A 13,793-nucleotide genomic window follows, 5' to 3' on the forward strand; every position below is an offset into this window, starting at 1 on the left:
GGCTCTCCGACAAGGTTAAAGCTTGAAGGCTATTCCGGCACGATTTATCCAGTGCTATCCGGCAGCTTCCCGGATAATCCGGAGCAATCGTGGCTGGACAGCCTGGAGGCTGAAATTCTCCTCGATCACACTGCGTCCGGCGGTTCCCACCGCGCTGCGCAGCTCCGGATCACCGGCGAGGCGGATAATAGTTTCAGTCCATTCGTTTTCGTCACCGGGCAGAAAACCTGTTTTCCCGTGGGTTATCAGATCAAGATTCATGCCCACAGGGCTGCATACCGCCGGAACGCCGGCGGCCATGTATTCGATAGCCTTGAACGCGCACTTGCCTCGGGTCCACTGGTTGTCCGGCATCGGCATGATCCCGATATCGAAACGCTGAAGTTCCGAAACCTCGGTATCCATACTCCAGGCAACACATTCCACGCCGGCGGGCCACGGTTCGGGCAGGCTCCCCCCCACGATTCGAAGCCGCGCTTCGGGGATACGTTCGATCACCCGCTGCCAGATGTCGATGAACGGCGCCAGAAAATCGATCGTGGTCGCACTGCCGATCCAGCCGACAACCACCGCCTCCTGAGCGCTTCGGCTGCGCGCCGGACGGAAGACCTCTGTATTAACCACTGTCGGGACAATTTCCACACGTCCCGCCCCGGAGCGCCTGGCGAAGTCGGCCAGGTAGCTGTTGCCCGCGATTGTCAGGCTGCTCATCCGCACAACCGCGGCGGTCTTGCCCGGGCATTTCAGCCGGGCGAACAGACGGTTCGAGCGCGCGGCGTTGGGCAGAAAAACCGCATCATCGAAATCGTAGATATACGGTTTGCCCAGCAGGCGAAGGCAGCGTTCGAACCAGGCCGGACCCACCGGGAAGCTCTCGCGGTGGATGAATACCATATCGTAGGCCAATGCACGCCACAAATCAAGCAGTCGGTTGACAGCGCAGCCGAGTCCGAGCAGTAATTTGCGGAAAACTTTTCCCTCACGGTAGAGAATTCGCCACAAGGCCTGGCTGTAAAACGGCCGGACCCTGGCGCCGATACCCTCCTTCTCAAGTCCGGGCAGGAATTGAAGTACCCTGAACCTGTTACTGGCCCCCTGGGGCGGGTAGGGGACGATAAACAGGATATTTTTCATCGCCTCTTCCCGTCGGTCAGCCGTTCGTAAAGACCTAAATATTGTTCCACCGCTCCGGCCAGGGAGAAACTTTCCTCCGCGACAGTCCGGCAGCGCGAGGCCGTGTCGGGGTCTTTCAGCAGTTCCGTAAGCGTCACCGCCGCCGTGCGGTAGGTTTCTTCATCCAGTGAATCGAGCACTACTCCGGTACGGGGGCCGCGGACATGGCGGTCATGGTCGCCGACCCCTGAGTTGATCACCACCGGGACGCCGCAGGCCAGGCTTTCGGCGAACTTGGTGGCGCATGAGGCCTGTTTGCTGAATGTCGGCCTGATAAAAAAGATGGAGCAGTCGGCCGCGGCCAGTTTCTCCGGCACACGCTCGTGGGGCACGGTTTCCACGCTGACAGCCGCCAGCGTATCGGGGCCGATCCCCGCGGCTTCCGCCGAACGCTCCACCATTCCGGGATCGGAACCGGTCAGGATCCGGAATGTGCTGCCGGGCGCCTGCTTCCTGAGCACGGAGAAGAACGCGAGCATCTGCTCCAGCATGTACCAGCTTCCCAGGCTGCCCAGATAAATCAGCCTTACGTTGTCAACTCCGGATCTTTGCCTCTCCACGGGGAGGAAGCGATCGAGATCGGCGCAGGTGGGGATCACCGCCACGGGCGGAGAGTCCCCGCGCGCGGCCGGCAGCATATCGCGCTCCAGGATATCCGCCCCCCGGCGCGTCAGCGAGACTATCCCGTCGGCGCCGGCGAGCAGCCTGCGCTCGATTGCCTTGAAACTGCGGTAAAGAAGGCCGTCTTTTTTCCAGCCGCCGCCTTCCACCCGCTCATCGGGCCAGAATCCGCGCATGTCGAACAGAAATTTCGCGCCTGTCCTGCGGCAGGCCGCCAGCGCGATTATCCCGGCGATATAGCTGCGGGCGTGGACCAGGTCCACGCTCTCGCGTTTCGCCAGTGAGCGGGCCAGTGAAATCCCCCGCAGGATATCCCAGGCGGTGGCCGGCAGGGTTGGTCGGCGATGGTAGGGCAGGGGATGCCACCGGACACCGGCCGCGGCCAGTTCCGCTTTTGTTTTTTCGATTGCCCGGGGAGCGGCAAGTTCAGGTTTCTCGAAACTTATCGCCCGGATATTCACACCCCGGCGGGCGAGTTCACGGATATAGGGCAGGACCTGGCTTTGGCCCAGCGGGTCCAGCAGTCCGTCGTAACTAATATACATTACCCTGGTAGTCATCCGTCCTGCCCGTCGAAAAATTCCCTCAGCCACAACTCGAACATCAGCAGGATCCACAGGTGGTGGCCACGGTCGCGGCGCCCCTCCCAGTGCTGCTCCAGCAGCGCCTGGACTTTCTCCGGGTTGAAAAATCCGCGATTGGCGAAAGAATCGCCCAGCAGATGGTCGGCAACGAACTCGCGCAGCTCGCCGCGGAACCAGCTCCCGATCGGTACGGCGAACCCCCACTTGCGCCTGGACAGCACTTCCGGCGGCAGCCAGGGGCTGACCGCTTCCTTGAGGATCGCTTTCAGCTTGCGGCCCCGCAGTTTGTAGGCGGCCGGCAGGCGGGCGGCCAGTTCCATCAGTTCGTGGTCCAGCAGCGGGCTGCGGCCTTCGAGGCCGTTGGCCATCGTGGCGATATCCACCTTGACCAGCAAGTCGTTGGGCAGGTAGAACATGGTGTCGACAAACGCGGCCGCCTCGGAACCGTCAAGCTCCCGCGCCTGCTCGAACAGGGGGCGCAGCAGCTCAACCGAATTTGTGCTTCCCGCGGCATCCAGCGCCGTGGCGCTAAGCAGCTCCCGTTTACTGTCCTCGGAGAAAAACCCGATAAAGCGGGCGTAACGCTCTGTGCGCGGCAGGTTGGCGGCCTCGGCGAACCGTCGCAGGCCGGCGGCCAGACTCGTGCGTTCGTGCGCCCTGGGGCAGACCAGCCCCAGCACGCCGCTGCCCAGTTTTCTGACAGGAGAGGGCAGAGAGTGGAACAGGTCGGCCATGTGCATGGCGTAGTGCCTGCGGTAACCGGTGAACGACTCGTCTCCGCCATCGCCGTTGAGAGCCACGGTCACGTGACGGCGGGTCATTCGCGAGAGGTAGAATGTCGGGATCGCCGAGCTGTCCGCGTACGGCTCGCCGTAGTGTCTGACCAGCAGCGGCAGCACCTCCAGGGCTTTCGGCTGGACGATAAACTCCTCATGCTCGGTGTCGTAGGCCCGTGCCACCATCCGCGCGTACGGCAGCTCGTTGAACTTCTTCTCCTCGAAGCCGATGCTGAACGTTTTAACCCGTCCACCGCCGGCCCGGCTCATGGCCGCCACCACGGCGCTGGAGTCTATCCCCCCGCTGAGAAAGGCGCCCAGCGGCACCTCGCTCATCAGCCGCAGACTGGTGGCCTCCAGTAGTTTCTCGCGGATTGCCTCGCAGGCCTCCTCGCGGCTGATATTCAGCTTGGGACCGTAGGAGAGTTCCCAGTAGCGGCCTGTCTGGATCCGGCCGTCGCGCCAGCTGAGCCAGTGGGCGGGCGGCAGCTTGCATACGCCATCGAACGCGGTCAGCGGAGCCGGTACGCACATGAAAGTCAGGAAATGGGAAATCGCGCTCCAGTCGATCCGTCTTTCGATCCGCCGGTCGGTCAGCAGGGAGGCCAGCTCGCTGGAAAACGATATCCTGCCGCCGGCCCGATGATAAACCAGCGGCTTCTTGCCCGCCCGGTCGCGGGCCAGGTGCAGCTCGCCCCGGTTCTGGTCCCAGAGCGCGAAGGCGAACATCCCGCGCAACCTGCGGCAGGCCCCGTCGATCCCGTGGCTCTCGTAGAGGTGGATAACCGTCTCGGCGTCAGAGCGGGTGGCGAAGCGGTGGCCGGCGGCCTCGAGTTGTTCTGTAAGCTGGAGGTAGTTATAAATCTCGCCGTTGAACACGAGCTTGATCGAACCGTCTTCGCTGGCGAGCGGCTGCCGGCCGCCGGCAACATCGATAATGCTCAGACGACGGAACGCCAGGCCGGCCGAAGCTCCGCCGTCACCCGTACCTTCGGCGGCCGGGTTACGGTAAAAACCGTCATCGTCCGGTCCGCGATGGACAATCGCGGAGGCCATTGCACCCAGCAGTTGCTGCTCGATCGGCACTCCGCTGCTGTCGGCGATTCCGGCTATCCCGCACATGGTTTATTCCCCGGCTTCCCGCGTGGGCTGTTTGCGGACTACGCGACCCTTGCGGGAAAAGCTCCGTCCGCAAGCAGCGCAGACGGTCTCTTCGGCGCCTTCGGGATCGATTCCCAGTTCCAGGCGCACGCCGCAGGTGCACATCCAGCCTTGGAGTCTGGCCGGAACACCGAAAACCAACGCATGGTCGGGAACATCGCGGGTGACCAGCGAGGCCGCGCCCACGAACGCGTGGACGCCGATCGTGTTGCCGCAGACCACGGTGGCGTTGGCCCCGATAGTGGTGCCCTGTTTGACCAGGGTCTGCTTGTACTCGTCCTTGCGCGGCGTGTGGCTGCGGGGGTTGACCACGTTGGTGAACACCATCGACGGGCCGCAGAACACATAGTCCTCCAGAATTACGCCGTCGTAAAGCGATACGTTATTCTGGATTTTCACCCCATCGCCCACAATCGCGGTCGAATGAACCACCACGTTCTGGCCCAGGCTGCAGTCCCGGCCAAGCCGCGCTCCGCCCATGACATGGCTGAAGTGCCAGATCTTGGTTCCCTCGCCGATCACCGCCCCATCATCGATACAGGCGGTTTCGTGGGCGAAATATTTTTTTGAATCGTCGCTCATTGATTTTTTCCGGACACAGGGTTGAAAGCGTCGAGCTGAATCGCGGCCCGGTCCACCCGTTGGTCATGCGGGGTCATCAGCCAGGCGCGGCGCTGCTCCAGATCATCGACTATCCGCCCGGCGACCTTGCCGTCCCAGAACTCCAGGTTACCTCCGGTCTTGCCCCGGCCCTCGGCCGCATCGCTCGCCAGGCGGACAATCAACTCGCGGTTGTGGCCGGCCAGCGTGTTCGTGCCCTCCAGGATCGTTTCGGGCCGCTCGGTGTTCTCGCGCAGGGTGATACATGGTATTCCGAGGTAAGTGGTTTCCTCCTGGACCCCGCCTGAATCGCTGATCGCCAGCCGGGCGGATTTCATCAGGCAGAGGAAGTCCAGGTAACCCAGGGGTTCGATCAGGCTGATGCCCTCGGCGTTCTGCAACGCCGAATCCAGTCCGGATTCCGCCAGCATCTTGACCGTGCGGGGGTGGACCGGGAACACCAGCGGCAGGCTGCGGCTGACCTCGACCAGCGCAGCGACAATTTCCGCCAGAATCTCCCGGTTATCGACATTGGCGGGCCGGTGCAGCGTCACCAGCCCGTAGCCATCGGCGGGCAGGCCGAGTTCAGCCGCCACCTTGCGCTTGCCGGCCGGTTCCAGGAAACCGATCAGCGAGTCGATCATGATGTTGCCCACGAGGCTGATTTTCTCCTTCGCCACGCCCTCGTCAAGCAGGTTCCTGTCGGCCAGGCGGCTGGGCGTGTAGAGGATATCGGCGAGCGCATCGGTGACAACCCGGTTGATCTCCTCGGGCATGCGGCGGTCCCGGCTGCGAAGGCCGGCTTCCACATGGGCCACGGCGATACCAAGCTTGGCGGCCACCAGCGCGGCGGCGATCGTGGAGTTGACATCGCCGACCACCACCACCACGTGGGGAGCGATCCCGGAGGCCACTTTCTCGAACTCCAGCATGATCCTGGCGGTCTGTTCGGCCTGGCTGCCGGAACCGACACCCAGGTGGACGTCCGGCTCGGGGATACCCAGTTCGCTGAAAAACACGTCGTTCATCAGGTTGTCGTAATGTTGCCCGGTATGTACCAGCGCGAACTCGAACCGGTCCGGGTATTTTGCTATTTCCGCGGCCAGCGGCGCTATTTTCATGAAGTTGGGCCGGGCACCCACCACCGCCGCGATTTTAAGTTTGCCGCTCAACAAATATTCCTTTCAAACCTGTAAGTTGCCGGATAGTTGAATTGCGCGCTAAGTCCTTGTCGATAGCCGGAATATATATCATTCACTCACTGAATGAAAGAACGCTCCGCCTGTCTCAACGGAACGCGAATGTCCGCCACGGGCTGGCCAGAGAAGGTTTCCCCACCGGGACCACCCGGAAGCGCCAAGGGTTGTACTGCGGGAAGGCCCGCCAGAACATCCTGGTGAACGGACCGTAGCTCTGCGAATTGCCCTCGACAATAAACGAGCCGGTCAGGTGGTACCTGCCGGACCCGACCTCGTAGTCGATCCTGTAGGCGGCCTGCGGCGGACCGCTCCAGCGGACCGTGATCGTCCCGCTGTCATCCCCGTGGGCCAGGCTATCGCTTTCAGCCGGGAACAGCACCTCCACCGCTTCGGAGGGTGCAATCCGGCTGCCGGCGCCGGTTTGGGCAAGCTGCTTCTCCACCTGCCCCAGCGCCGCCAGGTTGGCGAATATGTCGGCGGCCAGCAGACCCTTGAGCCTGACCAGCTCCTGCGGGCGGTCGTTGGCCACATCGGTTTGCTCGGACGGGTCGCTGCGCAGGTCGTAGAGTTGGTAGGTTGGTTCCGCAGCCGGTTCGCGGCGCTGGATCAGCTTCCAGCGTTCAGTCCGCACACCCCGCAGCCAGGTCAGTTCCACGCTGTCCGGGCACTGGTAGCCGCAGGTGCTGGTCTCGAAAAACAGGTGATCGCGTACCGGGCCGTCCGCGCCCCTGAGCACATCGAGCAATGACTTTCCCTGCACCGGAGCGGCCGGTTCGAGCCCGAGACAGGCGAACAGGGTGGGTATCAGGTCCACCGTCTGCACCAGCCCGTCGTAACGCCTGCCGGCACTCCCGCCGCCGGGCAGGCAGATAATCAGCGGAATCCGCACCACTTCGTCGAACAGAGTGCCTTCGAGGCTGGTGGAAGCGTGGCCCACCCAGCCGTGGTCGAACAGTTCCTCGCCGTGGTCGGCGGTCAGGACCACGATCGAACTGTCGAACAGCTCCAGGCTGTCGAGCACCGCGATCACCTCGCCCAGTTCCTCGTCCTGGGCGGCCACCTCGGCATCGTACAGCGCGTTGATTATCCGGATCTGCTCGGCACTGAACTCAGTTTCCCCGAACGGCATCACCACGCTGCTGGTGATCCCGGTCACGGCCGAGGTGTCCACGCCGCCGGGCAGGAATGTCCTCAGCCATTTATCCGGCGGGTTGTAGGGCAGGTGCGGCCCGTGGTAGTGATACCAGGCCAGAAAAGTCGTGTCCGCGTACTCGGCCAGGAACTCGGGCAGGTGAAGGCGCCTGTTGGGGGTGAACCCGAGATTCAGGTAGTTGGGCATCGGGAACATGTAGTTCACCTGAGGCACCAGCCAGCCGGCCTCGCGCAGCTGCTCGGTCGGTGTGGTCAGCCCCGGCGGCACACTCTGGCCCCGCCGCTGAACTCCGTGAACTCCGGGATAGAGCCCGGTCAGCAGGCTGACCAGCGAGGCGTTGGTCCAGCTCGCCGTGCTGAACGCGTTGGTGAACGTTACTCCCCGGCTTGCCAGCTTGTCGATATTGGGCGTCACCGCGCGCGCGCAGCCGTAGCAGCCCAGGCGGTCGGGGCGGAAACTGTCCACCGTGAGCAGGATGATATTCGGCCGTTCGGCGGTGGCGGCGAGCAGCCCCGTAGCTGATACAATCAGCAGCGCGAGCAATAACGGCAAGTTGCGCAAAGGAGTGCGTTCCCTATTTTTTGGCTGAGTCGTATTTTATGATTAAATCTGCTATCCGGTTGCTGTCCGGGGCGGCGGGACTGGCCGCGAGGTATTTGCGCAATCGCTCCACTCCCCGAGCGCTCCGTCCCAAGCGAATATCCAGCAAACCGGCTTCCCTGAGAATGTCGGATCGGTAGTCGACCAGAACCAGCAAATGCTCGACAAGCGCCGCCGACTCCTGCCATCGCTCCTGTTTCTGCAGGTAGTATGCCAGCTTCCACAGCGCTGCCTGGTCGGCAGGATGCACTCGCAGCTTGGCTTGCATCACGTCCACCGCCTGGTCCCACTCCCCCTTTCGCTCGAAAATTTCGGCCAGATTGTCCCAGTAATGGGGCTGGACCGTCCGGGGGTTGGCAAGGATCAAAGCGGTCGAGAGAACTGCGGCCAGAGCCAGTGCCAGCAACGGTTCCAGCAGTTTTCTAAGCCGCCACTTCTCCGCCGCCCTGTCCAGGCCCGCCGCGGTGAATAGAATCAGCACCGGCCACAGCGGCACCCGGAGGCGGCTGGTAATAAAGAACAGCACCAGCGTGCCGCCGTAGAGCAGAAGATAACAGTACAGCGGAAAAAGTTGCCGCCAGCGCCCGCGGGTCAGCACAATCCCCGCTAGGCCGAACGCCAGATAAAAGCCCCAGGACAGCACGTTTCCCAGAGCGAGCAAGGGGTTGTCAGCCTGAAGCTGATAGAAATTGACATTGTTCGGCTGCTCGTAATCGGCGAGCAGAATTTTTGCCTTCTTAACCTGAAGCTTCACGAAATCCGTTGAAAGCACCGGCACCAGTTCTTTTGCCGGATAGCCGAACCCGCCGCTGGAGTCGTAGCTGTTGCCAATTTTCCAGTTCTCGTTGAAATTAGTCGAGATCAACGCCCATTTGCCGCCGATCAATCTGTTGTGCAGGGTCGCGGGGGAAATAACAATCACGCCGGCCAGACTCAGAGCAAGCGCGGCCAACGTACCGCGCCGACGGTTCCCGGACCCCAGCCAGACCCACGCCGCCGCCACCGGCCATAGCGCCAGCATGTTGGCCCGCGCCAGCGCACCGATTCCCAATATCGCCCCGGCCACAGCCGATGTCCGCAGCGGCTGCGACGGGTCGAAACGATAGAGCGCCAACAGGAACGTAACGTTGAGGAAAGTCACCAGCGTGGCGCGCAGCAGGAAAATTTCGTAGAACGGGAAAATCGGCGTAACCGCAACCAGCCCGGCCGCGATCAGGCCGGCCCGCCGGCTGAAAAGCCGGCAACCGAGCAGGTAGGTGAGCATGACGGTCGCCGAGCCGAGAACGGCCTGGCAGAGCTTGGCCGCGAGTACATTCGGGCCGGTAAGCGCGTATAACGCGCCCAGCAGATATGGATACAGCGGAGCCTGGTAGAATGCGCGCCCGTCGGACAGCGCACCCCCGGAGAGCCTGACCGCCCATTCGTGAAACACGCTCATGTCGTAGCCCGGCAGCAGCGGCTCGAACAGCGGGTGGCCGCGCATGGCCAGTACGAACCATACCCGCAGCGCCAGCGCCGGAACTGCGATCAGCAGGCCCGGGCGGTTGAGCGCCAGCCATTTGCGAATTTTACTGTTTGTCGCGGTGTGCAGACCGGCCTCCGTTCTTTTCCGCGCAGAGTGACGTTACTGCTGAAATATACGGCAAACGAAAGGTTAGCTCAATCCATCTCTTGCACCCCCACAGTGGCGGACTTAAGTTTAAACTCTGTTTATGAATAAAAGATCGGAGTCCCCGCTTGACGGAGCCACAATGAGACTTTTTACCTTCTTCGGTTCAAGCCTGGTTGTATGCATGGCGCTTGTTTTGCTTTTAACCGGTTGCGCGTTGCTCCAGAAAGGCGATCCGGCGGGCTATGAGGGCCGTGGGCTGAGCTACGAGGGAGTGGATTTCTCGGTCCTCGAGGGCCAGGTGATCGTGCTCGATCCAGGCCACGGCGGCAAATACACAGGAGCCGTGGGGCGGGGAGGGCTTACCGAGAAAGAGGTCAATCTCGCTGTTGCGCACACGTTGCGTAACCTGCTGGCCGGCTACGGGGCACGCGTGGTCATGACCCGCACCGGAGATATTGACCTCCTGCCCGAGAGCGGCGGCAGCCTTCGCGATGATCTCGCCGCACGGGTTACCGTCGCTGACAGTCTCGCCTCCGGGGCGATCTTCATCTCGATCCATCACAACAACCTCGGTACACCCGATACGAGACACAACCAGACAGAAATCTACTATAAGATGGGCGACCTGGGGCCCTCGCTGGACCTGGCCCGTTATATCCACCGCCAGATGATCCGCAGTGTCGGCCTGCCCCGCTCATATATCCTGCCCGGCAACTACTACGTCCTGCGCAACAACCGTCACCCGGCGGTCCTGGGTGAGGCCAGCTACCTAAGCCATCCGGGCGTGGAAAAGAAACTCTCCGGACAAAACGCCCGTCAGCTCGAGGCCTACGCCTATCTGCTGGGGATTGTCGATTACCTCTCCGGCGGCGTACCGATGGTGGACAGCCTGATGTTCGAGGGTTCCAGCCCGGTCCAGGACCCCTGGCCGCAGCTGGTGGCCCGGGTCTACGACCAGAGCACCGGTGTCGGCGTGGACCCGCAGCGCGTGGAAGTGGAAATCGATGGCCGGGATGTGCCTGCGGACTATGATCTCCGCAGCGGCGCCCTGCGCGCCCGGCCCTCGCAGCCGCTGGCCAATGGCCGTCACCGGGCGGTTGTACGCGCCCGCAACCTTCGCGGCAACGCCGCCCGTCAGGCGGAAATAGATTTTTACGTCACTGTCCCGCCGGGCTGGATCAGGCTGACATCCAGTCTCAGCCGCGCCCCGCTCGATGGTCTCACCCCGCTGCGGATAACCGCCGTGGTCGGGGACATGTGGGGCCGCCCGGTGGCCGAGGGCACGGAGGTGCTGTTCGTCTTCAACGACCCCAACGTTCCCACCCGCGCGGTCCCGGTCCGGGGCGGACAGGCGTCGGTGGTCGTTACCCCGGCGGCCAACCGCGATTTCACGGTCGAGGTATCCTGCGGCGACCTCAGCGAGAATATAACTGTCCCCCTCGGCGAACCGCGACAGGCGGTGCTGGTCTTGCAGGTGACCGACCCGGAAGATGCTCCGCTGGAGGGCGTAAACGTGCGCCTTGATGGTGCGGGTATGTATAAAACCTCGTCTGACGGGTACCTCAGCCTGGAGGGTTTCGACAGCGGGGAAATTGAAATGTCTCTCAGTCGCAGGGGCTATGTCCCCCGTACCGAGACGGTTGCCCTTACTCCCGGCCGGACCAGTCTGGTGCAGGTCTCGCTGGAGCGCGCGCTGGGTGGTGTGCTCCATGGCCGAAAAGTCGTGATCGACCCCGCCGGCGGACTCGCCGATCCGGGCGCTGTCGGACGCGACGGGACCCGCGAGGCCGATATCAACCTGGCGGTGGCGAATCTGCTGGCCGACTACGTTCGCCGTGCCGGAGCCGAGGCGGCCCTGACCCGCGGCGGCGAGGACTCGCCGGGAGCATGGGAACGGGCCTGGCGCACGGAAAACCACGACGGCGATATCCTGATCTCGATCAATCACGGCGGCAGGCCCGGCAAAAATACGGTCCCGCCGACTGTGGTCCACCACTATCCCGGCAGTGTGAACGGGCAACGGCTGGCCGGCGAGATAGCGTCGTCGCTCAAGGGATTCGCCGGGCGGCCATGGTCCGGCGCAGTCCAGGGTTACGAGCGGATAATCCAGCAGGTGTCGGCTCCCGCTGTCTGGGTCCGGGCCGCATCGGTGGAGGACCCCGTGGCGGAAAAGCTGCTGGCCGCCCCCGCGGGTCAGCGGGCCGAAGCCCTGTCGATATTCGAGGCCGTTGTCCGCTATTTCGGCGCCGGCCGCGCGCAGTCGGGCGTTATCGCCGGGCGGATCAGCGATGGACGCGGGGGAGTGATCGCCGGGGCGCTGGTTACAGTCGATGGCTGGCTGCCGGCCCAGACCGACGAGACCGGCAAGTTCGCGTTCACGACTCTGAGTACGGAAGTTCATACTATCGAGGTCAACTACCGGGGTGAAAGCTGGCAATCCGGTCCGGTCGAGCCGGGACGCAAGCTGGAGGTTGTGCTTCAGATCCAATAAACCAAAGGAAGGTGAACCATGAACAGGCTTCTGCTCGCTCTTTCAGTTGTACTTCTCACCGCATTCTCCAGCCTCATCGGCGCGTCATCAACCGAACTGTGGCAGTCCGGTATCCCGCTGATCCCATATCCCCGGCAGGTCGAAACCGGGGGCGCTGCTTTCGAGTTCGACGCAAGGGTCTATATCGCGACTGACAGCGATGCCGGCAGCCAGGTCCGGTTCGCCGCCGGGGAACTGGGACGCATCCTGCGCGAAGAGTTCGGCGCTGAGACGGCAACTTCAGGTTCCAGCCCGCTTGTTCGCCTCACAACCTCCGCTGCGCCAGCCGAATTAGGCGAGCAGGGTTACCGGTTAGAGACTTTTGCCGACAGCGTGGTGATCCGGGCCAATACGCCGCAGGGGTTGTTCTATGGAGTCCAGACTCTGGCGCAGGTAATTCAGCCCGCACGCGATGGCTGGGTGGTGAAGGGCGTGAAAATCACCGACTGGCCGGATATCAGGCTCAGGGCGGTGCACTACGACACCAAGCATTTTCAGGAGAAAACGGACTGCGTGCGGAATTTCATCCGCACCCTGGCCCGCTACAAAATCAACATGCTGATCTGGGAGTGGGAAGACAAGTTCGCCTACGAAAGCCACCCGGAAGTCGGCGCGCCCGGAGCGTTTAACAAGCAGGAGATGCAGGAGCTTACCCGCTACGCCCGCCAGTACCATATCCAGATCGTCCCGCTGGTGCAGGGCCTGGGCCATGTCAGCTTTATCCTGAAACATCCCGAAAACAGGCACCTTCGCGAGCTGCCCGCCAACAACTGGGGGTTCTGCCCGCTGCGCGAGGGCACCTACGAGATGGAGTTCGACCTGATCAAAGAGGCTATCGAGGCCACGCCCGGCTCCGGGTATTTCCATATCGGCTGCGATGAGACCTACGTGCTGGGTAAAGGAGTGGAGTGCGGCTGCAAGGCGAAAATGGAGGAGGTCGGCCGCTACGGGCTGAAGGCAATCTATATCAACCGGATCGCCGCCTATGTTAAAAAGCTGGGCCGAAAGCCCCTTTCCTGGGCCGGGGGGTATCAGCCCGAGGAGAAAGTGAAGCCGGTGAAAGGATTGATGACCCCGGGCGGTTACAATGAGGAACTGGACAAGGAAGCGCTCGCCAAAGGCTACCCGTTTTATATCTATGACCCGAACCCGGGGATCGAGCACCTGTTCCTGCCCTATTTCTACCGCGAGACAGAATACAACCAGTACGGCTCTCATCTGGAAAGGTCCTACGGGCGGCTCGCCCCGGCGGCGCTCTCCGGAAAATTCGAGGGGATGATCTCCACGTCCTGGAACTGCTCCGGCGTGCACAACCAGGGCTGGATGCTCCGTTACATCACCGCCGCCGAGTACTCGTGGAGCGGCGCAAACCCCGGGCTGGACGAGTTTACCGACAAGTTTTTTGTCAGCTACTACGGCGGGCAAAGCAGCGATGTGCGCGAGTTATATGAACTGCTCAACCGGGCCAGCTATTTCTACATGAGCTCGTTCGAGCGTAAAGTCTGGCACTGGGGAGAGGTCGGCAAGACCCACCTCCCGGACCTTCCCCGCGACGATGTCGAGTACGACCCGTACTGGAAAACCGAGTACGCTGAGCGCCTGAGCGCCTCGCGCGAGATCCTGCCGAAAATGGCGCGGGCGAAGGAAATCTGCCTGGCCAATCAGCAACTGGGAGCTAAAAACGCCTACGATTTCGAGTTGTTCGGCCTGCTCGCCGAGCTGTTCGAGCACACGGCCAATACCTACTTGGCGCTCTCCAGTCTGGAAAGCTCGATCACCCAGGC

General features: G+C 62.6%; 9 protein-coding genes (1 of these 9 cut by a window edge). 2 read left to right on the forward strand and 7 right to left on the reverse strand.

Annotated features, from left to right (window positions below; translation table 11 throughout):
• Positions 1-54 precede the first annotated feature (54 nt).
• The 7 genes from FVQ81_03200 to FVQ81_03230 form a co-directional block, all read right to left on the reverse strand.
• Complete coding sequence (locus FVQ81_03200) at positions 55-1,134, reverse strand: glycosyltransferase family 4 protein (GenBank protein MBW7995582.1); 1,080 nt, start codon at positions 1,132-1,134, stop codon at positions 55-57.
• Complete coding sequence (locus FVQ81_03205; protein MBW7995583.1) at positions 1,131-2,354, reverse strand: glycosyltransferase family 4 protein; 1,224 nt, start codon at positions 2,352-2,354, stop codon at positions 1,131-1,133. The genes FVQ81_03200 and FVQ81_03205 overlap by 4 nt, the downstream gene beginning before the upstream one ends.
• Entirely contained in the window at positions 2,351-4,276 is a 1,926-nt protein-coding gene (gene asnB / locus FVQ81_03210; GenBank protein ID MBW7995584.1) for an asparagine synthase (glutamine-hydrolyzing), read from the reverse strand. Before asnB ends, FVQ81_03205 begins: the two co-directional genes overlap by 4 nt.
• 3 nt (positions 4,277-4,279) lie before the next feature.
• Entirely contained in the window at positions 4,280-4,897 is a 618-nt protein-coding gene (locus tag FVQ81_03215) for an N-acetyltransferase (GenBank protein MBW7995585.1), read from the reverse strand.
• On the reverse strand, positions 4,894-6,036 hold the full coding sequence (locus FVQ81_03220; protein MBW7995586.1) for a UDP-N-acetylglucosamine 2-epimerase (non-hydrolyzing): 1,143 nt from the start codon (positions 6,034-6,036) through the stop codon (positions 4,894-4,896). Before FVQ81_03220 ends, FVQ81_03215 begins: the two co-directional genes overlap by 4 nt.
• Before the next feature lie 166 nt (positions 6,037-6,202).
• Positions 6,203-7,828, reverse strand: a complete 1,626-nt coding sequence (locus FVQ81_03225; GenBank protein ID MBW7995587.1) for a sulfatase-like hydrolase/transferase — start codon at positions 7,826-7,828, stop codon at positions 6,203-6,205.
• 13 nt (positions 7,829-7,841) lie between these two features.
• Positions 7,842-9,350: a hypothetical protein gene (locus FVQ81_03230; GenBank protein ID MBW7995588.1), complete on the reverse strand. Its 1,509-nt coding sequence runs from the start codon at positions 9,348-9,350 to the stop codon at positions 7,842-7,844.
• Positions 9,351-9,579: 229 nt separating this feature from the next.
• On the opposite strand from FVQ81_03230, the gene FVQ81_03235 reads away from it, so the two are divergent.
• Complete coding sequence (locus tag FVQ81_03235; GenBank protein MBW7995589.1) at positions 9,580-11,970, forward strand: hypothetical protein; 2,391 nt, start codon at positions 9,580-9,582, stop codon at positions 11,968-11,970.
• An 18-nt stretch (positions 11,971-11,988) separates the two neighbouring features.
• On the forward strand, positions 11,989-13,793 hold the 5' portion of the coding sequence (locus FVQ81_03240; protein ID MBW7995590.1) for a family 20 glycosylhydrolase. 121 nt of this gene lie beyond the right edge of the window; only the first 1,805 of its 1,926 coding nucleotides appear in the window; its start codon is at positions 11,989-11,991; the stop codon falls past the right edge of the window.

The sequence above is a fragment of the Candidatus Glassbacteria bacterium genome, assembly GCA_019456185.1.
Classification (GTDB): Bacteria; Gemmatimonadota; Glassbacteria; order GWA2-58-10; family GWA2-58-10; genus JAJRTS01.

Bases quoted from the DNA above. Each gene is read 5' to 3' on its own strand.
- FVQ81_03200 (MBW7995582.1), bottom strand. From the start codon at position 1,134: ATGAAAAATATCCTGTTTATCGTCCCCTACCCGCCCCAGGGGGCCAGT.
- FVQ81_03205 (MBW7995583.1), bottom strand. From the start codon at position 2,354: ATGACTACCAGGGTAATGTATATTAGTTACGACGGACTGCTGGACCCG.
- asnB (MBW7995584.1), bottom strand. From the start codon at position 4,276: ATGTGCGGGATAGCCGGAATCGCCGACAGCAGCGGAGTGCCGATCGAG.
- FVQ81_03215 (MBW7995585.1), bottom strand. From the start codon at position 4,897: ATGAGCGACGATTCAAAAAAATATTTCGCCCACGAAACCGCCTGTATC.
- FVQ81_03220 (MBW7995586.1), bottom strand. From the start codon at position 6,036: ATGAAAATAGCGCCGCTGGCCGCGGAAATAGCAAAATACCCGGACCGG.
- FVQ81_03230 (MBW7995588.1), bottom strand. From the start codon at position 9,350: ATGCGCGGCCACCCGCTGTTCGAGCCGCTGCTGCCGGGCTACGACATG.
- FVQ81_03235 (MBW7995589.1), top strand. From the start codon at position 9,580: ATGAATAAAAGATCGGAGTCCCCGCTTGACGGAGCCACAATGAGACTT.